The sequence below is a fragment of the Streptomyces sp. NPDC043867 genome (assembly GCF_056435845.1).
Genome location: NZ_JBWKDS010000019.1, coordinates 97,164 through 118,295 on the forward strand (window position 1 = coordinate 97,164; position 21,132 = coordinate 118,295).

Consider the following 21,132-nt stretch of genomic DNA (forward strand, 5'->3'; position numbering starts at 1 on the left):
GCCCCCGATCACGGGGGAACAACCGGGGGCTTCGCGTCTGAGGGCGACCTCGAAGGGCCGCACATTCAGAACGTAAGACCTGTACGGCCCCTGGGTCAAGCCGAGTTGGGGCACTCGGACGGGTTCGCCCGTAAGGGTCTTCACAAGTTCAGCACACAGCGGACGGTCCGTCACCGTGAGTGAGAATCCGGGCGGGTCCGTCCGTCCCGGCAGGCCCGGGGAGCACCTCGTATCCCTGCGGGCACTGCCGTACCAGGAGATCCGCGAACGGCCGTGCGGGGTCCTCGGTGAAGTGCCGGCGTTCCGCCTGGACCCATCCGTCCCAGAACGCCTCCTGCGCCTCCCCGTCCCGTACTCGCCCACGGGCCCAGGCCTCCTCGCGAGGCAACTCCATCCACAGCAGCCCCGCCAGACGGGAGCGCAGCGCCCGGCGCCCGGCGCCGACCCCCTCCAGCAGGACGACGGGCGCGGGCGGGAGCGTCCGGGCGGGTCCGAAGTGCCGCGCGTGCCAGTCGTAGGGGCGGTAGTGCGCCGTCTCGCCGCGGCTCAGGGGGCCGATCACCTCGCGATCCAGCCGGCCGGTCCAGGCGAAGAGCGCCTCGTGGGTGGCGATGTCGTCGAGGTGCAGGACGGGTGCGTCGCCGAGCGCCGCCGCAAGCCACCGGGCGAAGGTCGTCTTCCCGGAGCCCGCGTGTCCGTCGACGCCGAGCAGGCGCACGGGACCGCAGGAGGGCGGCAGCAGGCGGATGCGGGACGCGAGGTCGTCGATGGCGGTTCCCAGGGCGGATCGAGGGAATGGCATATTCCAGTTGCACATTCTACAGCCGTCGATACCGGTTGAATCCGGAGGAAGGCGGATGGTGTCGAATTGAACGAATCGGCGTCCGTCCATTCGCGCGGGCCTTCGCGACAGGACCGGTACAACCTGCCTTTTCGGAAGTGGCGTTCCTGTCCTGCGTGATGCTGAGTAGTGTTCGGTTTGCTGTCCGTGCGGGGCCCGGCCGGGCCCTGACCGAAATTCAGCACGGGCGGCACAGGCGCACCGCTGTGATGTAGTACGGGGACGGACAGGGGAACATGACCACGGGGTTATTCGAGGGGCAGTACGTGTGGCACCCGGCGGCCGACGACCGCAGGCTCGCGAGTGTGTGCACGGACGTGCGGGCAGGACGCTATCTGAGTGCGCACGAGGCACTGGCCGAGTCGCGCCGGGACTTCGGACTGCGCGCCCATCGCTCTCTGGTGCTGGCGTCGGAGGCCGCCGACTCCGATCTCGCGGAGCGCTGGCTGGCCGAGGAGCCGACCCCGGAAGCCGCCCTGCTGTGGGCGCGGGTCGCCGTCCTGCGGGCACTGCGCGCCGCCGACGCCCGGGACGAGCGGGCCGAGGCACTGGAGCGCATCGCCGTGACCGCCTGCGACCGGGCCTCCGCGATGGCACCGTACGACCCGACGCCTGCGGTGGCGAAGCTGACCATGGCCCGGCTGCACGAGATCCGCGAACCGGCCCCGCAGGGCCTGCTGACCGCGCCGCCCGGCCCCTGGCAGCTCTTCTCGCACATCCTGCGGCTCGACCCCTGGAACCGTGAGGGCCACCACCGCTTCCTGGCGTTCTTCTTCACCCGCCACGGCGGCTCGGTGAACGCGGCCTGGGACGTCGCGGCCTTCCTGAGCCAGCGGGCGCCCGCCTCCTCCCCGCTGCGACTGCTGCCGCTGGTCGCCCTGGTCGAGAGCTACGACCCCTCCCAGCTGCTGGCCGACCGGGTCTGGGAGCAGCCCCAGTGGCGGTCCACGGCGCTCGGCATCTACCAGAACTGGCTTCCGCACGTGACGGGCTACCAGTTCACGCCGGTGATCGACCTGGCGTACCTGGCGCACGCGCTCTTCATGGCGCAGCGCGAGTTCGAGGCCCGCGCCGTCTTCACGGCCATGGGCCCGTACGCGTCACGGATGCCCTGGTGCGTGTTCGGCGACCCCGAGGAGCAGCTGTCCCGCGCCCGGCGGTCCTGTGGGCTGCCCGTGCCCGGAGCCGCCTGACCCGCCCTTCCCCGTCCACCCGGCAGATCTCTCTTCCCCCAGGAAAGGTCCGGTTGTGTCAGAACGGATAACGGCCCCTCGCACGAGACCACGCGGCCGTGAGGTCCCCGCGGAGCTCGACGACGACGCGACGCTGCATGCGATGGGTTATCCGAGAAAGCTCACGCGTCGATTCAAGGCGTTCGACAATTTCGCGATCTCGTTCACCATCATCAACATCATCTCGGGTATCTTCTCGGCTTTCGGATTCGGAATGAACGCGGGCGGGCCGCGCATTCTCGTATTCGGCTGGATCGGGGTGTCCGTCATGGTGCTCTTCATCGGCGCCGCCATGGCCGAGGTCGCCTCCGCCTATCCCACGAGCGGCGCCCTCTATTTCTCCGCGGGTAAACTCGCCAAACGGCACAAAGGCGCCTGGTCCTGGTACACGGGCTGGCTGAACTTCGTCGGCCAGGTCGGCGGAACGGCCGCCACCGGATACGCGGCCGCCACCTTCATCCAGGCCTTCATCGCGCTGCAGTGGTCCTCGTACGAGCCGACCGCCCACCAGACGGTCCTGATCACGGCGCTGATCATCGTGCTCCAGGGGCTGGCCAACACGTACACGGTCCAGGTCGTCGCGCTGCTCAACCGCATCTCGGTGTGGTGGCTGCTGATCGGACTGGTGGTAATCGTGAGCACACTCGTCGTGATGCCCGACGATCATCAGTCGGCGTCTTTCGTCACTCATTTCGCGAACAACACCGGTTTCACCAACGGGCTTTACGGGGGCATGCTCGGTCTGCTGGTCACCAGTTGGACCTTCACCGGCTTCGACGGCAGCTTCCACATGTCCGAGGAAACGGTCCGGGCCACCGTCAACGCGCCGAAGGGGATCATGCGGGCGATCGGCTATTCGGCGATCACCGGACTCGTCCTCATGCTCGCGCTCGTGTACAGCGTCCAGGATTACGACCGGGTCGCCGGCTCCTCGGCGCCGCCCGTGCAGATCCTCCTGGACGGCCTCGGCGCGGGTACCGCGAAGGTGATCCTGCTGATCGTGATCGGCGCCATGCTCTTCTGCGGTCTGGCCAATCTGACCAGCAACACCCGGCAGATCTTCGCCTTCTCCCGGGACGGCGCGATGCCGGGCTCGCGCTGGTGGCACTCGGTCTCGCCGCGCACCCGTACCCCCGTGAAGGCCGTCTGGCTGGCGGTCGGCTGCTCGCTCGCCCTGGTGCTGCCCGGCTGGTGGTCCCACACCGCGTTCACCGCGATCGTCAGTGTCAACGTGGTGGGGCTGTACCTCGCCTACGCCGTGCCCATCTTCCTGCGGCTGCGGCTCGGCGACGAGTTCCGGCCCGGCCCCTGGAACCTCGGCCGCTGGAGCAGGCCCGTCGGCATCCTCGCCGTGGTCTGGATCCTGCTCAGCAGCGTGCTGTTCATGCTGCCCCAGGCCTCCCCGATCACCGTCGACACCTTCAACTACGCCTCGATCGCGCTGGCCGTGGTGCTGGTGGTCGCCACGGTGTGGTGGTTCGCCACCGCGCGCCGCCGCTTCCAGGGGCCGGTCAGCTACGGCCGCCCCGACGAGGTCGCCGCCATGGACCTCATCTGACCCACCCGTCCGGGGCCCCGGCGCACGCCACTCCTGTGCGCCGGGGCCCCGGCGCGTCCGGCACGCCCAGGCCGGCGGCTCGGGGACGCGCAGCTCGTGCCAGTGGTCCCGACCAATATTGGTTGGCGCGGCGAGGCCCGAAGTGCTGGCAGAAGCCGGCCTCCGGCATCCATAGTTGGGCCACAGCCGTGCTGTTGAACCGCCCCTTCCGGACAACTGGGGGTCACTCACCCATGACCAGAGCTTCCGAACCGTCCCGCAGAACCGTCCTCGCCGCAGCCGTCGCAGCGGCGGCCGCCGGGGCGGCGGGACCGGCGGCCGCCGCCACTCCGACGCGCTCAGCGAAAGCCCCGAACAGCCTCGTGGACCTCCACGCCTGGACCTCGTACCCCGACTGGCGCTCGGGCGCCGCCCGGGGCACCCGCGCGGTCGCCGGCGCCCGTCCGGGGCTGGTGATCGCCACCCCGGCCGGCACCACCGACTACACCGACCCGCACACCCAGAAGACCGCCGCCTGGGAGTACGCGACCTGGACCTCCCCGGTCCACCGGCTCACCGTCCCGGCCACCGAGGTCATCGCGTCCTGGAACGCGCACACTCCGGCCGGCACCTGGCTCCAGGTCGAGCTGACGGGGACGTACTCCGACGGCACGGACACCCCCTGGTACGTGATGGGCCGCTGGGCCGCCGGCGACCAGGACATCAGGCGGACCTCGGTCGACGGCCAGGGCGACGGCAAAAGCAGCATCTGGACGGACACGTTCGCCGTCGACGACACCGCCTCCGGCCTGCGCCTGGTCTCCTGCCGGCTGCGGCTGACGCTGTACCGGACCCCGGGCACGCAGCACACGCCCACCGTCTGGCGGGCCGGCGCGATGGGCTCCGACGTCCCCGACCGCTTCACCGTCCCGGCCTCCACGCCCGGCCTCGCCCGGGAACTGCGGGTGCCGCGGTACTCGCAGGAGATCCACGCGGGCCAGTACCCGCAGTACGACAACGGCGGCGAGGCCTGGTGCAGCCCCACGTCCTCGCAGATGATCATCGAGTACTGGGGACGCAGGCCCACGGCGGAGCAGCTCGCCTGGGTGGACCCGTCCTACGCGGACCCGCAGGTGTGCCACGCGGCCCGCTTCACGTTCGACTACCAGTACGACGGCTGCGGCAACTGGCCCTTCAACGCCGCCTACGCGGCGACGTACAAGGACCTCCAGGGTGTGGTGACCCGCCTCGGCTCGCTCACCGACCTGGAGACGCTGATCGCCGCCGGTATCCCGGCCATAACGTCCCAGTCGTTCCTCAAGACGGAGCTGACCGGCGCGGGGTACGGGACCTCGGGCCATCTGATGACGGTCATCGGCTTCACCGCCGACGGCGACGTGATCGCCCATGACCCCGCCTCGCCGAGCGACGACGCGGTGCGCCGCGTCTATGACCGGAGGGAGTTCGAGAACATCTGGCTCCGTACGAAGCGCTACAACGCGTCCGGGAAGGTCGTCTCCGGCACCGGCGGCGTCTGCTACCTGTACTTCCCGGCGCACCCCTCCGCGCGTCAGCGCAAGGCGCTGGCGGCGGTGGGCGTCCGCTAGGGCCTGTCGTTTGGATCAGGCTGGCTGTGACCGACGGTTCGTCCTGACCGGCCCGAGCGGGGTCTGGCGCGTGCAGCTGCAAGGCGGAGGAGGGAGTCGACGCGGAGCGTCGGCGACCGACGACAACGCCGCAGATGTGCGTGCCAGACCCGGCGACGCCGGCATGATCCAAACGACATGCCCTAGAGCCCCAGGGGCCCCCTTCGCCCCGCGAGGGGGGCCGCCCGCTCGACGGCGGCCACCACCGTGCCGGCTGCCCGGACGGGCAGGCCATGGTCGTGTGAGGAGACGCACAGACCCGCGCTCCGTGGTGGAATCCCGGGCCTTTCGAACCTCGCGGGGGTGTTCGCGTGACCAAGCTCTCTACCGCGAGGGGCCGGTCCGGTGGCAAGGTGGTCGGGTCGGCGGGGAGCCGGCGGGGCGGGGATCCGCTGCAGCACTACGTGAGCGAGAAGCCATGACCGCAACCTCCGCCACCACGGCCCCCGTCCGCGCCCGCACCGGCGGCCCCGGGGAAGACGGGCCGAAGATCCTCGAGCACGCCCTCGGCTGGACCCTCGTCGTGGTCCTGGCCATGCTGGTCGCCCAGCTCGGCCTGCTGTGACCCGAGCCGGCCGGCGGTGAGCCGAGCCGGTCCGCGCCTGTCGTGCAGCCCCTCGGCCCAACGCCCGCGCAGGGCGACGGAGTTGTCGATCCGAGTCGAACGGGCAGGTGACGGGGGTCTGCCATACTGCCGATGTCCCGCCGGCAGTTGGAGACCAGGGCCGACATTGAACAGCAGCCGACAGCGCGGCCTCGACCGCCCACGCACGCGCGGCACCGACCGCTCGGTGGCACGCCGCGCCGAACTCATCGCCGTCGGCCGGAAGTTGTTCGCCGACCGGTCCTACGACGCGCTGTCGATGGACGACATCGCCAAGCAGGCGCAGGTGGCCAAAGGGCTGATCTACTACTACTTCCAGTCCAAGCGCGGCTACTACCTGGCCATCGTCGAGGACGCGGTGGCCGACCTGACGGCACGCGCGGCCGGCGGCCTCGGCCTGCCTCCCGAGCAGCGCGTGCACCGCACCGTCGACGGTTACCTCCGCTTCGCCGAGCACCACCAGGCCGCGTACCGCACGATCATCAGCGGCGGGGTCGGTTTCGACGCCGAGGTGCAGGCCATCCGGGACGGCGTCCGCGAGGCGATCATCACGACGATCGCCGAGGGAGCCTGGGGCCCCGCGCGCACGGACCGGGCCGGGGGCGGTGGAGGCCGGCAGCGGATCCGGCCGCTGCCCCGGGCGGCGCTGCTCGCCTGGCTGTGCAGCGTCGAGGGGGCCACCCTGGACTGGATCGACCGGCAGGACCTGACCCGCGACACCATGCGCGAACTGCTGGTGAAGATGCTGGGCGGGGCGTTGCGGGCCGTCGAGGAACTCGACCCCTCGTACGTGGCACCCGCCGCCGCCCGCCGGGACGGCTGACCAAGGGGCGGGAGCCGCCGGACCCCCGCCCCGAGTTCTGTGCCCGATCGGTCAGTTGATCGCCTTGATCAGTTCACCGTTCGAGGTGTCTCCGCTCAGCTCCCAGAAGAAGGTGCCTCCGAGACCCTGCGCGTTCTTGTAGTTCATCTTCCCGGCGATGGTCGACGGGGTGTCGTAACTCCACCAGTTGCTGCCGCACTTCGCGTACGCCGTGCCGCCGACCGTGCCGGTCGCCGGGCACTTCGCCTTGAGCACCTTGTAGTCGTCGATGCCCTGCTCGTACGTTCCCGCCGCCGGGCCGGTGGCCGAGCCGCCGGGAGCCGACTGGGTGACTCCGGTCCAGCCGCGTCCGTAGAAGCCGATGCCGAGCAGCAGCTTGGCGGCCGGGACACCGAGGCCCTTGAGCTTCGCGATCGTCGCGGAGGTGTGATAGCCCGCCTTGGGGATCCCCGTGTAGGAGGTGAGCGGGGAGTGCGGAGCCGTGGGGCCGGTCGCGTCCCAGGCGCCGAAGAAGTCGTACGTCATCGGGTTGTACCAGTCGACGTACTGGGCGGCGCCCGCGTAGTCGGCCGCGTCGATCTTGCCGCCGCTGGTGGCGTCGGCCGGGATCGCCGAGGTGAGGAGACTGCCGCTGCCGAACTTCGCGCGCAGCGCCGCCATCAGGTTCTTGTAGGCCGCCCTGCCGCTGGTGTCGCAGCTGAGGCCGCAGGCGTTGGGGTACTCCCAGTCGATGTCGATGCCGTCGAAGACGTCGGCCCACTTGGAGTTCTCGACCAGGTCGTAGCAGGACTGCGCGAAGGCGGCGGGGTTCTTGGCGGCCTCCGTGAAGCCGCCCGACCAGGTCCAGCCGCCGAAGGACCACAGGACCTTGAGATTCGGGTGCAGCTTCTTGAGCTTGCGCAGCTGGTTGAAGTTGCCGCGCAGCGGCTGGTCCCAGGTGTCGGCGACGCCGTCGACGGACTGGGCGGCGGTGTACGCCTTGTCCGTCGCCGCGTACGCGTCACCCATGGCGCACTTGCCGCCGGTGACGTTGCCGAACGCGTAGTTGATGTGGGTCAGCTTGGCGGCCGAGCCGGACGTCTCGACGTTCTTGACGTGGTAGTTCCGGTCGTACACGCCCCATTCGGTGAAGTAGCCGACGACCTTGGAGCCGGCCGCCGCGGCCGTGGTCTCCCCGGCGGTCGTGGCGGTACCGGACTCGCCGGCGGCCGCGGCGCCCGCGCCGGCGAGCAGTCCGGCGCCGAGGGCGGCGCAACACGCGGCGGACAGGAGCGCCCGGAAGCGGGCGCGGGTGCGGTGCGGTCTGAACATCGTTGCTCCTCGTGGGGGGAGGGGAACGTGTGGGGGCCGTGCTGCCGGACCTGCGGGCGGGCCTGCGCCGCCCGCGGGGACGTCCGGTCGCCGACCTCCTCGTACCGTTTGGCATGAACGCGGTGAGGCGTTGCGGGAACAGTAGGAGGACTAGACCAGTGCGTCAATGGTTCGGACCAATTTCCCTTTCTTTTAGTAAGCGGTCGTTAACTGGTGACTCGGTGCCTCCGATCGGGCATACTCACAGCGCCACAGCCGCTGATCAGCACCTTCCGCGACCCGGACGGGCAGCATCGGCTGGGCACTGTGAGACCGGTGGATCCGCCCCATCCCAGGCGTGCGTCCGCCGCTGTGCCCGACAGGGAGGAGAGCGTCGACATGCCCGACCGCGCCCCGCAGCCGGTGGACCGGCAACTGCCCACGGACGAGGCCCGCGATCTGATCTCGCTCGTCCGCGACATCGCGCAGCGTGAGATCGCGCCCAGGGCGGCCGAGGAGGAGGACACCGGGCGGTTCCCGCGCGACGTGTTCGGACTGCTCTCGGAATCGGGCCTGCTCGGACTGCCCTACGACGCCGAGCACGGCGGGGGTGACCAGCCGTACGAGGTCTACCTCCAGGTCCTCGAAGAGCTCGCCGCGGCCCGCCTCACCGTCGGCCTCGGCGTCAGCGTCCACTCCCTCGCCTGCCACGCGCTCGCGAACTACGGCACCAAGGAGCAGCGGACCGAGCACCTGCCCGCCATGCTCGGCGGCGGTCTCCTCGGCGCCTACTGCCTCTCCGAACCCTCCTCCGGGTCCGACGCCGCGTCCCTGCGGACCAAGGCCGTCCGGGAGGGCGACGACTGGGTGATCACGGGCACCAAGGCCTGGATCACGCACGGCGGGATCGCCGACTTCTACACCGTGCTGGCGCGCACCGGCGGCGAGGGCGCCCGTGGCATCTCCGCGTTCCTCGTGCCCGGCGACGCCGAGGGGCTGAGTGCCGCGCTGCCCGAGAAGAAGATGGGCATGAAGGGCTCGCCCACCGCCCAGGTCCACTTCGACGGCGTCCGGGTCGGCGACGACCGGCGCATCGGCGACGAGGGGCAGGGCTTCGCGATCGCCCTCTCCGCGCTCGACTCCGGCCGGCTCGGCATCGCGGCCTGCGCCGTCGGCGTGGCCCAGGCGGCACTGGACGAGGCCGTCGCGTACGCCACCGGGCGACAGCAGTTCGGGCGGCCGGTCTCGGACTTCCAGGGGCTGCGCTTCATGCTCGCCGACATGGCGACCCAGATCGAGGCGGGCCGGGCGCTCTACCTGGCCGCCGCCCGCCTGCGCGACGCCGGGCGGCCATTCGCCAAGCAGGCGGCCATGGCCAAACTGCTCTGCACGGACACCGCGATGAAGGTCACCACGGACGCCGTGCAGGTCCTCGGCGGGTACGGCTACACCGCCGACTTCCCGGCCGAGCGCTACATGCGCGAGGCCAAGGTGCTCCAGATCGTCGAGGGCACCAATCAGATCCAGCGCATGGTCATCGCCCGTCACCTCGCGGGTCCGGAGTCACGCTGAACGGATCCCGGCCCGTACCGAACTGGCTCAGGCCGGCCGGGGGCGCCGCCAGCCGCGCCCACTCCGGGTCGTGCTGCCCCGGAAGCGTACGGCCGCGGTCGGCCCAGGTCCGGATCAGCGCACGGTAGATGGGCGGGTCCTGGTACTGGGAAGGCCCCGGGGGAACCGGTGCTGCCGGGGGCGGGACGTAGATGCGGCGCCGACGCCCGGTGGCCGGGAAGGTAGGGGTCATACCAGGGCAACGCGCGCACGGGCGCACAGGTAACCGGCGCGGGGATTCGGGCTTGAGTTCGCGCTGAACCCGTACGGGGGTGTCGGCGGGCGCCGCCTCGGGCGGCACCGGGCACCGGACGCGCCGATCCCGCACCACGGCCCGACCCGCGGGCCATGGTGCAGGACGGCTACGAGAACCGGCTCAGGCGGCGTGACGCCGCATGCCGGGGACCCTCATGGGGCGCGAGCCCGGTCCGCCGACGTGCGAGAACGGCTGCTTGCGCCAGTCGAGTCCCTGGGGGAGCGTCAGCAGCAGTGCGGTGTCCTGCTCCTGAGGCTCCGTCGACTCGTCGGCGGGCCGCGCGTCGGCCGCCGCCCGGCCCGTACCAGCACAGGCCGTGAGCCCGAAGGGATTCCACGGAGAGGCGCACAGCGCGTGCTCCGGCAAGGTCTCCTCGTCCGCCAGGAGTGCGATGGGCTGTGCGCAGTCCGGGCAGATCACCCGGTACATCTCGAAGGTGTCGTACGCGTCGAACTCCTCGCCGTCCAGGACGTCAGGTTCGACGCCCTCCGGCTCGGGTTCCAGGACCGGCTGCTGCCTCTTGGGCGTGGTACGTCCAGGGCGCTTGAGACTCTGCATGGGTTTCTCCCCCTCGGGTGGGCCGACAAGGCGCTGCGACCTCGACCACAGCAAGCACTTCCCGCCAGGCCTGCGAGGTAATCACGAGAACATCACGGACCCTGCCGCGGATCTGTGGTGTTCGTCACACGCCCTTCACGGATGCCCGGCCCGGCGGGTTCCTCCCCGGGCGGCGCACCGGCCGCACCGGTCACATCACGAACCGGGTATGACCTGGGCCGCTGAGGTATCCGCCGGGATCAAGGGCCCTGTAGGTTCAGCGCCATGGAGGACCTGGATCGACGGATCGTGCAGCTGCTCGTCGAGGACGGGCGGATGAGCTACACCGACCTGGGCAAGGCCACGGGCCTGTCCACGTCGGCCGTGCACCAGAGGGTGCGCCGGCTGGAGCAGCGCGGTGTCATCCGCGGCTACGCAGCCGTCGTCGACCCCGAAGCCGTCGGGCTGCCCATCACCGCCTTCATCTCGGTGAAACCGTTCGACCCGAGCGCCCCGGACGACATCGCGGAACGGCTGGCGGGCGTCCCCGAGATCGAGGCCTGCCACAGCGTCGCCGGCGACGAGAACTACATCCTCAAGGTGCGCGTCCCGACCCCGCACGAACTGGAGGAGCTGCTCGCCCGCGTGCGCTCCCTCGCGGGCGTCTCGACCCGCACCACGGTGGTGCTCTCGACGCCGTACGAGGCCCGGCCGCCCCGGATCTGACGGCGCCCGATCCTTTCCCCGGCCCCCGCGCGCGAACTGGCTGCCCGAAGCAGCGAGACTGTCCCTCATGAGTGAGAGCACCGCCCCGACGGACACCGTGCTGCTGCGCGGTGGCGAAGTCCACAGCCCCGCCGATCCCTTCGCCACCGCCATGGTCGTCGAACGCGGGCAGATCGCCTGGGTCGGCTCCGAGGGCGCGGCCGACGCCTTCGCGAGCGGGGTCGACGAGGTCGTGGACCTCCAAGGTGCCCTCGTGACACCCGCGTTCACCGACGCACACGTCCACACCACCGCCACCGGGCTCGCCCTCACCGGCCTCGATCTGTCCGGCGCCCCCTCCCTGGACGCGGCCCTCGCCCTCGTCCGGGAGTTCGCCGCCGCCCGCCCCGCCGACCGGGTCCTGCTCGGCCACGGCTGGGACGCGGCCCGCTGGCCCGACGGACGGCCCCCGGCCCGCGCCGAACTCGACGAGGCGACCGGCGGACGCCCGCTCTACCTCTCCCGCATCGACGTCCACTCCGCCGTCGTCTCCACCGCCCTCCTCGACCTCGTGCCGGGCATCACCGGACGCGCCGGGCACGCGGACGGCCCGCTCACCCGCGACGCCCATCACGCCGTGCGCGCCGCCGCGTTCGCTGCCGTGACCGCCGCCCAGCGCACCGAGGCGCAGCGCGCCGCACTCGCCCACGCCGCCTCCCTCGGCATCGGCTCCGTGCACGAGTGCGCGGGACCCGACATCTCCTCCGAGGAAGACCTCGCCGGGCTGCTGCGCCTCGCCGGCGCGGAGGCCGGCCCCCGCGTCGTGGGCTACTGGGCCGAGGCGGGCGAGGAGGGCATCGCCCGGGCGCGTGCCCTGGGCGCGGTCGGCGCCGCCGGCGACCTCTTCGTCGACGGGGCGCTCGGCTCGCACACCGCCTGTCTGCACCGGCCGTACGCCGACGCCGGGCACACCGGCACGGCCTACCTCGATGCCGACGCCGTCGCCGCCCACGTGATCGCGTGCACCGAGGCGGGCCTCCAGGCCGGTTTCCACGCCATCGGGGACGCTGCCGTGACCGCCGTCGCCGACGGGGTGCGCGCCGCCGCCGAGAAGGTCGGCCTCACCCGCGTGCGCGCCGCCCGCCACCGCGTCGAACACGCCGAGATGCTCACCCCGCACACCATCGCCGCCTTCGCCGAACTCGGGCTCACCGCCTCGGTGCAGCCGGCCTTCGACGCGCTGTGGGGCGGCGAGGACGGCATGTACGCCCAGCGCCTCGGTGCCGAACGAGCCCGCACGCTCAATCCGTACGCGGCCCTGCTGCGGGCCGGCGTCCCGCTCGCCTTCGGCTCCGACAGCCCGGTGACCCCCCTCGACCCGTGGGGCACCGTCCGTGCCGCCGCCTTCCACCGGACCCCCGCGCACCGGATCTCGGTACGCGCCGCGTTCACGGCGCACACGCGCGGCGGCTGGCGGGCCGTCGGACGGGACGACGCGGGTGTTCTGGTCCCCGGGGCTCCCGCGGACTACGCCGTGTGGCGCACCGAGGACCTGGTCGTCCAGGCCCCCGACGACCGCGTCGCGCGCTGGTCCACCGACCCCCGCTCCGGCACGCCCGGGCTGCCCGACCTGACCCCCGGCGCGGACCTCCCGGTCTGCCTGCGCACGGTCGTCGGCGGCCGGACGGTATTCGTACGGCCGGACGAGTGATGTCCCGGGACGGCGCGGCCCCGGCCGGTGCGGGCCGCCGCGCGGCGCGACCTGCGCATCCTGGGCACTGATCAGGCCGTTGGTCGAATAGTCGCAGGTCAGAGGGGTGTTGACAGTCGACAGTGAAGGGCCGGTAGGTTCGGCCGGGTCCACCACCGGACGTCCGGCCGGGGAACTTCACTCAGTCGCCGCAGCGCCGCTGGGCCAGGGATGGTGTGCCGCACCGGCACACCACCACCGGGTGCCAGGCCCAGCGCCCGCGCCACGGGGCGGGGGAACGTTCCGGCCGGATGGGTCCCTCCCCGCTCCGCAGGAGCGCGGGGGAAGGTGCGACCCGGGTGGGGCCCGGACGTTCAGTAGACAACGGCTTTCGGTCGACCCGCAGCCAGCGGGTCCCTGGTCGGCCCGAAGGGCGCCGGGCCCCGATCCGCAGGGTTCGTCCGGCAGGGGGCCGGCGCCTCGCCCGCACGGCTCCGGCGGGAACGGACACCCCGTACGCGTACGTGCCGACACGGCAACGCAGGCCGCGGCCACTATGGTGGTCCCCTGCGTACGGACATGAAGGGGCAGTGGTGAACGACGGCGACGGGACCCTCGCGGCAGGAGCCCAGGGGAGACAGTTCGGCCCCCTCGGGAAGGCCTTGGTGATCATTCCGACCTACAACGAGGCGGAGAACATCAAGAAGATCGTCGCCCGGGTGCGGGCCGCCGTGCCCGATGCGCACGTTCTCGTGGCCGACGACAACAGCCCCGACGGCACGGGCAAACTCGCCGACGAGCTGGCCGTGGGCGACGAGCACGTCCAGGTGCTGCACCGCAAGGGCAAGGAGGGCCTCGGCGCCGCCTACCTCGCGGGCTTTCGCTGGGGCATGGAGCACGGCTACGACGTACTCATCGAGATGGACGCCGACGGCTCCCACCAGCCCGAGGAACTGCCCCGGCTGCTGACCGCCCTCAAGGGGGCCGACCTCGTGCTCGGCTCCCGCTGGGTGCCGGGCGGCCGGGTCGTGAACTGGCCCAAGTCCCGGGAGTTCATCTCTCGCGGCGGCAGCCTCTACTCGCGGGTCCTGCTCGACGTACCGATCCGGGACGTCACCGGCGGCTACCGCGCCTTCCGGGCCGAGACCCTGAAGGGCCTCGGCCTGGGCGAAGTGGCCTCACAGGGTTACTGCTTCCAGGTCGACCTCGCCCGTCGCGCCGTGAAGGCCGGCTACCACGTCGTCGAGGTGCCCATCACCTTCGTCGAGCGGGAACTGGGCGACTCCAAGATGAGCCGCGACATCCTCGTGGAGGCCCTGTGGCGGGTCACCAGCTGGGGCGTGCGGGAGCGGGCCGGCAAGGTCCTGGGACGCAAGACCCTCTGAGCGGCACCGACGCACAGGTTCGGCTGATCCTTCCCTTATCCCGTGCTGAGCCGGGCCCGGGCACACTGGGTGCATGACGACTGGCGTTCCGACCCCCGCGCACCCCGTCCGGCCCCGGCGTTCCCGGCTGCGTACGTTCCTGCCGCTCGGCATCGCCGCCTGGCTGGTGCTGGAGATCTGGCTGCTGACCGTGGTCGCGGGCGTGGCGGGCGGCGGCGCGGTCCTGCTGCTGGTCGTCGCCGGGTTCGTGCTCGGCGGTGTGGTGATCAAGCGGGCCGGGCGCCGGGCCTTCCGCAATCTGAGCGAGACGCTGCAACAGCAGCAGAGCGGTGTGCCGCCCACCGGCGGCAGCACCCGGGGCAACGGCCCGATGATGCTGGGCGGTCTGCTGCTGATGCTCCCGGGCCTGATCTCCGACGTCCTGGGACTCCTCCTGCTGGTCCCCCCGGTCCAGAAGGCCGTCAGCGCCTACACCGAGCGCGCCGTCGACCGCAGGATCCGCGCGACCGTCCCGGGCACCTTCCAGGACGCCTTCGAGCAGTCCCGGATGCACCGCCCCGACGGAAAGGTCGTCCAGGGCGAGGTCATCAGGGACGAGGGCCCGCGGGATCAGGGACCGACGCCGCCGCTCGGCCGCTGAGCAGAGCCGCGCACGCTCGGGCCGGGCCTCGCCGCCCGGCCGGAGCGTGCGCGGCGAGTGCGGAACGCAGGACGACCGCGGGCACCGTACAGAACGTACGGTGCCCGCGGTCGTCGTGCGTGTGTCGGTATGCCGCCCAACCCCCGGAGGGATTACGCGGACTTGCGGCTGTCCCGCGGATGTACCGCGATGTTCATCGCGCCTGAGCGCAGAACGGCCAGGCGCTCCTCGAGGACCTCTTCGAGTTCCTCTCGGGTACGCCGCTCCATCAGCATGTCCCAGTGCGTACGCGCGGGCTTGGCCTTCTTTTCCTCAGGGCCGTCGCCGTCCACCAGGAGTGCCTGGGCCCCGCAGACCTTGCACTCCCACTCGGGCGGGATCTCCGCCTCGACCGAGAAGGGCATCTCAAACCGGTGCCCCTTCTCGCATGCGTACTCCACGGCCTGGCGCGGGGCCAGGTCGATGCCGCGGTCCGTCTCGTAGCTGGTCACCACGAGGCGCGTGCCGCGAAGAGCTCGCTCACTCATGAATCGTGCCTCCCGGGCTTGTCGCCCACAGGACAGGTGTCGCTGTCGTCGTCATCCGGTCAACGTCCGGTCGGCGGTAAAGATTCCCGTTGGGGGTCATGCGTCGCCGTCGTAGCCGCCCCTTGTTGTACCCACCAGCACCCGGTTTGTCACATCTATCAACAGATGTGACCCCGCGTTTCGTCGTCTTTGACGCGCAGTAACGGTACGCCAGGCAGGCCAAAGGCGTACACTACCGGCCTTTGGCGTTGCGCGCTAAATCCTGGCGGGTTCGGGTTGCCCGCGTCGCGTACGGCCCGTCGTACCGGGACCTGTCGTCCCAGGGAAGGTGCGCGATCCGGCCCGACCCGTCGGTCACGCGGTCGAGGGTCGCGTCGTGGAAGGCGACGAGCCGGCCGTCGGCCGTGGCGTGCACGTCCGCCTCCAGGTAGCGGTAGCCCGTCTCGACCGCCCGCCGCACCTGGAGCGGGGTGTTCTCCAGGCCGTCCGCCGCTCCGCCCCGGTGCGCGAAGGCGATCGGGCCGGGCGGTCGAGGTAGGGGCGACGTGGGTGCGTGCTCACCGGGGCAGTGCCGCGCCCTCCGCTCGACCTGCGGCGACGACCGTGCTGCCGGCCGGTGCCGGCGCGGCGGCGAAGAGGCGCAGGAAGAGCTGGGCGAGCGGGCCGATGGCCAGCGCGTAGAGGACGGTGCCGATGCCGACGGTTCCCCCGAGGGCGAAGCCGGTGGCGACCACGGTCACCTCGACGCCGGTGCGCATCAGGCGGATCGAGCGGCCGGTGCGCCGGTGCAGGCCCGTCATCAGGCCGTCCCGCGGGCCGGCACCGAAGCCCGCCGTGATGTACAGGCCCGTCGCCATCCCGTTGAGCACGATGCCCGCGCCGAGGAGCGCGACCCGGACGGCCGTACCGTGCGCGTCGGGCACCAGGGCGAGGGTGCCGTCCATGGCGATGCCGACCACGAAGACGTTGGAGACCGTGCCGAGCCCGGGCCGCTGGCGCAGCGGTATCCACAGCAGCAGGACGCCCGCCCCGACGACGATCGACACCACCCCGATGGTCAGCCCGGTCAGCTCGGCCAGGCCCTGGTGCAGCACGTTCCACGGCTCCAGCCCGAGACCCGACTTCACGAGCAGCGCGGAGCTGGCGCCGTACAGCGCGAGGCCGGCGTAGAGCCGGACGAGTCGGCCCGGGAGCCGCCGCCCGGACTCGGGACGCATGGACAACGGAACCCCCGTGTGGTCGCAGTGGCCTGACGCATGACACTCTGTGGCTTGGCAACAGACGCTATCCATGGCCAATTCGGGGAAGGTGGACTGGAATCATGGCGCAGTGGACTTCGGCGGTGGGGGCGGCGCAGCTCGCCCGGCTGCTCACCTCCCAGCAGGAGCGCCCCGCCGGACCCGGCACCCGCCGCCCCCCGGCCTACCGCGCGCTCGGCGACGGCATCCGGCTGCTGGTGCTCGAGGGCCGGGTGCCGGTCGCCGCCCGGCTGCCCGCCGAGCGCGAGCTCGCGCTGGCCCTGTCGGTCAGCCGCACCACGGTCGCCGCCGCGTACGAGGCGCTGCGCGGCGAAGGGTTCCTGGAGTCCCGGCGGGGCGCGGGCAGCTGGACCTCGGTGCCGGCGGGGAACCCGCTGCCCGCCCGCGGCCTCGAACCCCTGCCGCCCGAGGCGCTGGGCTCCATGATCGACCTCGGTACGGCGGCACTGCCCGCGCCCGAACCGTGGCTGACCCGCGCGGTGCAGGGCGCGCTGGAGGAGCTGCCGCCGTACGCGCACACCCACGGCGACTATCCGGCGGGGCTGCCCGCGCTGCGCTCGATGCTCGCCGAGCGGTACACCGCGCGCGGCATCCCCACCATGCCCGAACAGATCATGGTGACCACCGGCGCGATGGGTGCCATCGACGCGATCTGCCACCTGTTCGCGGGACGCGGCGAACGTATCGCCGTCGAGTCGCCCTCGTACGCCAACATCCTGCAGCTGATGCGGGAGGCCGGCGCCCGGCTGGTGCCGGTCGCCATGGCCGAGGGGCTCGCGGGGTGGGACCTGGACCGCTGGCGGCAGGTGCTGCGGGAGGCCGCGCCCCGGCTGGCCTACGTGGTCGCCGACTTCCACAATCCGACCGGTGCCCTGGCCGACGAGGACCAGCGGCGCCGGCTGGTGGACGCGGCGCGTTCCGCGGGGACCGTGCTCGTCGTCGACGAGACGATGAACGAACTGCACCTGGACGCGGACGTCGACATGCCGCGCCCCGTCTGCGGGTTCGACCCCGCCGGGTCGACGGTGATCACGGTCGGGTCGGCCAGCAAGGCGTTCTGGGCCGGCATGCGCATCGGCTGGGTGCGGGCGGCCCCCGACGTCATCCGCAGCCTGGTCTCCGCGCGCGCGTACGCCGATCTGGGGACACCCGTCGTGGAGCAGCTCGCGGTGAACTGGCTGCTCAGCACCGGCGGCTGGGAGCAGGCCGTGGAGGTGCGCCGGGAGCAGGCCCGGGAGAACCGCGACGCGCTGGTCTCCGCCGTCCGCCGGGAGCTGCCCGACTGGGAGTTCTCCGTCCCCCGCGGCGGTCTCACGCTGTGGGTGCGCACCGGAGGCCTGTCGGGCTCGCGGATCGCCGAGGCGGGGGAGCGGGTCGGGGTGCGGGTCCCCTCGGGGCCGCGCTTCGGGGTGGACGGTGCCTTCGAGGGGTATGTGCGGCTGCCGTTCACGGTGGCGGGCGCGGTGGCCGAGGAGGCGGCGGTGCGGCTGGCCGCGGCGGCCCGGCTGGTGGAGACGGGCGCGAGCACCGGGTCGGACGCACCGCGCACCTTCGTGGCGTAGGCCCGGCCCGGGACGTCGGTCCCGGGCCGGCCGGCGCGCGGCCGGCGCGCGGCCGGCTCCGGACGTGCGCTCCGGACGTGCGCTCCGGACGTGCGCTCCGGACGTGCGCTCCGGACGTGCGCTCCGGACGTGCGCTCCGGACGTGCGCTCCGGACGTGCGCCACGGTCCGGGACCCTCAGCTCTCCGCGGCGGCGACCTCGGTCGTCATGGGCTCCAGCACCGGGACGGAGCGGGGCTCCGCCTTCCCGACGGGCTTCTTCTCCAGGTCCTTCTGCAGCTCCTTGTCCATCTCCACCTCCGCCTCCACCGGGACCACGTGCTCGGGACCGACCGGAGACGTGTGGTCGGGAAGCAGGTCGAGCACCGCGCGGCGATGGGCCTCGCTCGTCGCGTCGTCGTACGGGTCCGGGGTGGCCGGGACCTGGAGGCGGTGGACCGGTCCCGAACCCAGCCGGGCGTAACCCCGCCCGGCCGGCGTGTCCGCAGTGGGCGTGGTGTGCGGGGGCACCCCCAGGACCGCCTGGAGCTGCGAGGCGGACGCCGGGCCGAGGACCACGCGCGCCCGGGTGTGCCGGCGCACCGCGTCGGAGAGGGCGTCGAGGCCGTCGAACTGGTCGGCCACGACGACCGTGACATTGGCCGCGCGCCCGTGCCGGAGCGGAACCTCCAGCAGCGACTGGGGATCCTCGCGGCCGGCGGCTGCGGCCGGCGGACCGAGCGTGCTGGGACGGTCCACGAGGATCCACAGGGGACGCCTGATGTCGTCCGGCGCGGGACGGCCGGCCTGCCGCGCGCGGTTCGCGGCGGCGAGCCGGCGCTCCGTCTCGTGCGCCGCCCATTCCAGGCTGGTGCACGCGCCGGTCAGGCCGCACTCGACGGCCAGCACGCCGTTGCGGCCGGTCAGGCAGGCGAACTCGCCGGTCCCGCCGCCCTCGACGATCAGGACGTCGCCGTGCTGGAGCGCCTGCAGCGCGATCGAACGCAGCAGCGTGGTCGTGCCGCTCCCCGGCTCGCCCACGACCAGCAGGTGCGGCTCCGTCGAGCGGACGCCCGTGCGCCACACGACGGGGGGAACGTCGCGCTGCTCCTCGCCGTGGGTGAGCGGGAGCGTACGCGGGACATCGCCCGGGTCGGTGAAACCGAGGACGGTCTCGCCGGGCGCCGTGACGAAGCGCTGGGCGGCGATGTCGGTGGGCAGCGGGGACAGCACCGAGACCGACAGTTCGTTGCCCTCCTCGTCCCAGACGAAGTGGTACTCGCGGCCGCGCCCCGACTTGGTGTGCAGCAACTGCTCGATACGGGCGCGGGACTCCGCCTCACCGTCCGTGAAATACGCCGGATAGCGGACGAGCAGCCGTGAGACCCGGCCCGTGGCGTCGAACTCGTACGACGGGAAGGCCTGCTCCCACTCGCCGCCGTGGGCGTACAGCGGAGCGGGGTCCTCCGCGGCGGAGAAGTACGGGACGAGCGCCTCGTACAGCGACTGCAGGCGCTTGGTCTGCGGCTCGTCGGGGCCCTCGGGCTCCGACGACCGGGGTTCGCGGCCCTTCCAGGCCGCTGCCGCCATCACCGTGGTGACGGCCAGCAGCGGCCCGTACGGCACGAGAGCCACTACGAGGACCACCGAGGCGACCAGGAACAGGAGCGGCCCGCGCCGGTCCTTCGGTGTCTCGGCCCACCTGCGCCGCCCGGCTCCCGCCAGCCGGCGCAGTCCACGAGTGATCGTGATCAGCGGGTGGAGGACGTCGGTGGCGCTGTCGGCCGCCGTCCGGGCCAGCTCCCGGCTCCGGGCGATCGGTGTGCTGCCGTTGCTCAGAATGCGGGGAAGAGGGCGCCGCGCCACTGCTGTCTCCTGATCGTGCGTGCGTAGGGGAGGGGCCTCAGAACCTGATGCCGCCGAGGAGGCCCGCCAGGCTCTCGCCGCCCGCCTTGATGCTCGGCGCGAGGGCCGTGCTGGCGAGGTAGAAGCCGAAGAGCGCGGAGACCATGGCGTGCGACGCCTTGAGGCCGTCCTTGCGGAAGAAGAGGAAGACGATGATCCCGAGGAGGACGACGCCGGAGATGGACAAAATCATTTTTGGCTCCTGGTTGTGGGGACAGTCACCATGAGTTCTTCCAGGCTCACAGCATGTATCCATACGATAAAAGGTGCAACTGAGTGAAATTCCCCAGATTTCCCCCGGACGGTCGAGCCGTCGGAGCCACCCGAGGTGCGCTGACGCGTCCGGCGGTGTCCGGGGTGATCTTTGCCTCGGGCGGCACCGCTCATGTGCTCCCGGAGCCAGTACGCTGGCGATTCACCCGTACGGCCGCGCCGCTCGCCGCCGTACCCTCCCGGCACGACGGCGGCGCGCGCTGCCGTAAGCTCCCGCAGTCCCGAAACAGTCGTAGTGAGAGGCGGTCCGGCCGATGAGTGAAGCCCCCGACCCCGAGGTCGTGGAGCTGGCGACCAAGATCTTCGATCTGGCGCGCCGCGGCGAGACCGAGGCGCTCGTGTCGTACGTCGACGCGGGCGTCCCCGCCAACCTCACCAACGACCGCGGCGACACCCTCGTGATGCTCGCCGCCTATCACGGCCACGCGGACGCGGTGCGCGCCCTGCTGGAGCGCGGCGCGGAGGCCGACCGGATCAACGACCGGGGCCAGACCCCCCTCGCCGGAGCCGTCTTCAAGGGCGAGGAAGCCGTGATCCGGGTGCTCCTCGACGGCGGCGCCGATCCCGCCGCGGGCACGCCGTCGGCGGTCGACACCGCCCGGATGTTCGCCCGGACGGAACTGCTCCAGTTGTTCGGCGCGCACTGATCTCAACGCCCTGACCAGGCAGAACACAAAAAACGGGGGAGGCGGTACGGGGCCGCCGGAAATGCGGTCGCGGCAGGAAGAACCGCTGGGTCATCATGACGTCGTGATTCACGGACGCGATGGCCGGGCAGGTGTTGCCGCACCGCGCGGGCCGTGACGCGGCCCGCACGGGCCACCGACGAGA

The 21,132-nt window shown here is 72.0% G+C and carries 20 protein-coding genes and 1 pseudogene; 12 read left to right on the top strand and 9 right to left on the bottom strand.

Annotated elements, in window-relative coordinates; genetic code table 11:
* Positions 1–148: 148 nt before the first annotated feature.
* A complete protein-coding gene (locus AC069T_RS20245) occupies positions 149–802 on the bottom strand; it encodes a uridine kinase family protein (protein WP_478784058.1) in 654 nt (217 codons plus the stop codon).
* Positions 803–1,077: 275 nt separating this feature from the next.
* Here AC069T_RS20245 and AC069T_RS20250 point away from each other — a divergent pair, with 275 nt between their 5' ends.
* From AC069T_RS20250 to AC069T_RS20270, 5 genes are all read left to right on the top strand, one after another.
* Positions 1,078–2,034 (top strand): hypothetical protein, encoded by a 957-nt coding sequence (locus tag AC069T_RS20250; RefSeq protein ID WP_478784059.1) that lies wholly within the window; start codon positions 1,078–1,080, stop codon positions 2,032–2,034.
* Positions 2,035–2,089: 55 nt separating this feature from the next.
* On the top strand, positions 2,090–3,631 hold the full coding sequence (locus AC069T_RS20255; RefSeq protein WP_478784060.1) for an amino acid permease: 1,542 nt from the start codon (positions 2,090–2,092) through the stop codon (positions 3,629–3,631).
* A gap of 233 nt (positions 3,632–3,864) precedes the next feature.
* Positions 3,865–5,217: a peptidase C39 family protein gene (locus AC069T_RS20260; RefSeq protein WP_478784061.1), complete on the top strand. Its 1,353-nt coding sequence runs from the start codon at positions 3,865–3,867 to the stop codon at positions 5,215–5,217.
* A gap of 457 nt (positions 5,218–5,674) precedes the next feature.
* Positions 5,675–5,821: an SCO1431 family membrane protein gene (locus tag AC069T_RS20265; protein ID WP_358852656.1), complete on the top strand. Its 147-nt coding sequence runs from the start codon at positions 5,675–5,677 to the stop codon at positions 5,819–5,821.
* Positions 5,822–5,987: 166 nt separating this feature from the next.
* Positions 5,988–6,683, top strand: coding sequence for a TetR/AcrR family transcriptional regulator (locus AC069T_RS20270; protein ID WP_478784062.1), 696 nt, complete (start codon positions 5,988–5,990; stop codon positions 6,681–6,683).
* A 51-nt stretch (positions 6,684–6,734) separates the two neighbouring features.
* Here AC069T_RS20270 and AC069T_RS20275 read toward each other — a convergent pair whose 3' ends face one another.
* Complete coding sequence (locus AC069T_RS20275; protein ID WP_478784063.1) at positions 6,735–7,994, bottom strand: glycoside hydrolase family 18 protein; 1,260 nt, start codon at positions 7,992–7,994, stop codon at positions 6,735–6,737.
* Between the two features lie 378 nt (positions 7,995–8,372).
* On the opposite strand from AC069T_RS20275, the gene AC069T_RS20280 reads away from it, so the two are divergent.
* Positions 8,373–9,545 (top strand): acyl-CoA dehydrogenase family protein, encoded by a 1,173-nt coding sequence (locus AC069T_RS20280; RefSeq protein ID WP_478784064.1) that lies wholly within the window; start codon positions 8,373–8,375, stop codon positions 9,543–9,545.
* Here AC069T_RS20280 and AC069T_RS20285 read toward each other — a convergent pair.
* Together AC069T_RS20285 and AC069T_RS20290 are read right to left on the bottom strand one after the other, a co-directional pair.
* A complete protein-coding gene (locus tag AC069T_RS20285) occupies positions 9,508–9,777 on the bottom strand; it encodes a hypothetical protein (RefSeq protein ID WP_388790033.1) in 270 nt (89 codons plus the stop codon). The genes AC069T_RS20280 and AC069T_RS20285 overlap by 38 nt on opposite strands.
* Before the next feature lie 183 nt (positions 9,778–9,960).
* On the bottom strand, positions 9,961–10,398 hold the full coding sequence (locus AC069T_RS20290) for a hypothetical protein (protein WP_476755308.1): 438 nt from the start codon (positions 10,396–10,398) through the stop codon (positions 9,961–9,963).
* Positions 10,399–10,662: 264 nt separating this feature from the next.
* On the opposite strand from AC069T_RS20290, the gene AC069T_RS20295 reads away from it, so the two are divergent.
* The 4 genes from AC069T_RS20295 (at position 10,663) to fxsA (ending at position 14,797) form a co-directional block, all read left to right on the top strand.
* A complete protein-coding gene (locus tag AC069T_RS20295; RefSeq protein WP_476755309.1) occupies positions 10,663–11,103 on the top strand; it encodes an Lrp/AsnC family transcriptional regulator in 441 nt (146 codons plus the stop codon).
* A 67-nt stretch (positions 11,104–11,170) separates the two neighbouring features.
* Positions 11,171–12,793 carry an amidohydrolase gene (locus tag AC069T_RS20300; protein WP_478784065.1) on the top strand — a complete coding sequence of 541 codons (1,623 nt, stop codon included), beginning with the start codon at positions 11,171–11,173 and terminating at the stop codon, positions 12,791–12,793.
* 572 nt (positions 12,794–13,365) lie between these two features.
* The gene (locus tag AC069T_RS20305; protein WP_478784066.1) at positions 13,366–14,157 is read left to right on the top strand and encodes a polyprenol monophosphomannose synthase; all 792 of its coding nucleotides are present in this window, start codon (positions 13,366–13,368) and stop codon (positions 14,155–14,157) included.
* Positions 14,158–14,230: 73 nt separating this feature from the next.
* Positions 14,231–14,797 carry an FxsA family membrane protein gene (fxsA, locus tag AC069T_RS20310; RefSeq protein WP_478784067.1) on the top strand — a complete coding sequence of 189 codons (567 nt, stop codon included), beginning with the start codon at positions 14,231–14,233 and terminating at the stop codon, positions 14,795–14,797.
* Positions 14,798–14,949: 152 nt separating this feature from the next.
* Here the strand turns inward: fxsA and AC069T_RS20315 are convergent, their stop codons facing one another.
* The 3 genes and pseudogenes from AC069T_RS20315 to yczE form a co-directional block, all read right to left on the bottom strand.
* Positions 14,950–15,324 (bottom strand): RNA polymerase-binding protein RbpA, encoded by a 375-nt coding sequence (locus AC069T_RS20315; protein ID WP_003977404.1) that lies wholly within the window; start codon positions 15,322–15,324, stop codon positions 14,950–14,952.
* A gap of 313 nt (positions 15,325–15,637) precedes the next feature.
* Positions 15,638–15,885 (bottom strand): annotated as a pseudogene (locus AC069T_RS20320) (glycerophosphodiester phosphodiesterase family protein); the annotation flags it as partial.
* Entirely contained in the window at positions 15,882–16,541 is a 660-nt protein-coding gene (gene yczE, locus AC069T_RS20325) for a membrane protein YczE (RefSeq protein ID WP_478784068.1), read from the bottom strand. The pseudogene AC069T_RS20320 and the gene yczE, both read right to left, overlap by 4 nt.
* 104 nt (positions 16,542–16,645) lie before the next feature.
* Between yczE and AC069T_RS20330 the strand changes: the two genes are divergently transcribed.
* Entirely contained in the window at positions 16,646–18,145 is a 1,500-nt protein-coding gene (locus AC069T_RS20330; RefSeq protein ID WP_478784069.1) for an SCO1417 family PLP biosynthesis transcription factor, read from the top strand.
* Positions 18,146–18,321: 176 nt separating this feature from the next.
* Here the strand turns inward: AC069T_RS20330 and AC069T_RS20335 are convergent, their stop codons facing one another.
* The gene (locus tag AC069T_RS20335; protein WP_478784070.1) at positions 18,322–19,989 is read right to left on the bottom strand and encodes a hypothetical protein; all 1,668 of its coding nucleotides are present in this window, start codon (positions 19,987–19,989) and stop codon (positions 18,322–18,324) included.
* A gap of 37 nt (positions 19,990–20,026) precedes the next feature.
* Positions 20,027–20,221, bottom strand: coding sequence for a hypothetical protein (locus AC069T_RS20340; protein ID WP_358852643.1), 195 nt, complete (start codon positions 20,219–20,221; stop codon positions 20,027–20,029).
* 334 nt (positions 20,222–20,555) lie between these two features.
* Here AC069T_RS20340 and AC069T_RS20345 point away from each other — a divergent pair, with 334 nt between their 5' ends.
* Positions 20,556–20,948 (top strand): ankyrin repeat domain-containing protein, encoded by a 393-nt coding sequence (locus AC069T_RS20345; protein WP_478784071.1) that lies wholly within the window; start codon positions 20,556–20,558, stop codon positions 20,946–20,948.
* Positions 20,949–21,132 lie beyond the last annotated feature (184 nt).

Bases quoted from the DNA above. Each gene is read 5' to 3' on its own strand.
- AC069T_RS20245 (WP_478784058.1), bottom strand. From the start codon at position 802: ATGCCATTCCCTCGATCCGCCCTGGGAACCGCCATCGACGACCTCGCG.
- AC069T_RS20250 (WP_478784059.1), top strand. From the start codon at position 1,078: ATGACCACGGGGTTATTCGAGGGGCAGTACGTGTGGCACCCGGCGGCC.
- AC069T_RS20260 (WP_478784061.1), top strand. From the start codon at position 3,865: ATGACCAGAGCTTCCGAACCGTCCCGCAGAACCGTCCTCGCCGCAGCC.
- AC069T_RS20265 (WP_358852656.1), top strand. From the start codon at position 5,675: ATGACCGCAACCTCCGCCACCACGGCCCCCGTCCGCGCCCGCACCGGC.
- AC069T_RS20275 (WP_478784063.1), bottom strand. From the start codon at position 7,994: ATGTTCAGACCGCACCGCACCCGCGCCCGCTTCCGGGCGCTCCTGTCC.
- AC069T_RS20280 (WP_478784064.1), top strand. From the start codon at position 8,373: ATGCCCGACCGCGCCCCGCAGCCGGTGGACCGGCAACTGCCCACGGAC.
- AC069T_RS20285 (WP_388790033.1), bottom strand. From the start codon at position 9,777: ATGACCCCTACCTTCCCGGCCACCGGGCGTCGGCGCCGCATCTACGTC.
- AC069T_RS20290 (WP_476755308.1), bottom strand. From the start codon at position 10,398: ATGCAGAGTCTCAAGCGCCCTGGACGTACCACGCCCAAGAGGCAGCAG.
- AC069T_RS20295 (WP_476755309.1), top strand. From the start codon at position 10,663: ATGGAGGACCTGGATCGACGGATCGTGCAGCTGCTCGTCGAGGACGGG.
- AC069T_RS20300 (WP_478784065.1), top strand. From the start codon at position 11,171: ATGAGTGAGAGCACCGCCCCGACGGACACCGTGCTGCTGCGCGGTGGC.
- fxsA (WP_478784067.1), top strand. From the start codon at position 14,231: ATGACGACTGGCGTTCCGACCCCCGCGCACCCCGTCCGGCCCCGGCGT.
- AC069T_RS20315 (WP_003977404.1), bottom strand. From the start codon at position 15,324: ATGAGTGAGCGAGCTCTTCGCGGCACGCGCCTCGTGGTGACCAGCTAC.
- yczE (WP_478784068.1), bottom strand. From the start codon at position 16,541: ATGCGTCCCGAGTCCGGGCGGCGGCTCCCGGGCCGACTCGTCCGGCTC.
- AC069T_RS20330 (WP_478784069.1), top strand. From the start codon at position 16,646: ATGGCGCAGTGGACTTCGGCGGTGGGGGCGGCGCAGCTCGCCCGGCTG.
- AC069T_RS20340 (WP_358852643.1), bottom strand. From the start codon at position 20,221: ATGATTTTGTCCATCTCCGGCGTCGTCCTCCTCGGGATCATCGTCTTC.
- AC069T_RS20345 (WP_478784071.1), top strand. From the start codon at position 20,556: ATGAGTGAAGCCCCCGACCCCGAGGTCGTGGAGCTGGCGACCAAGATC.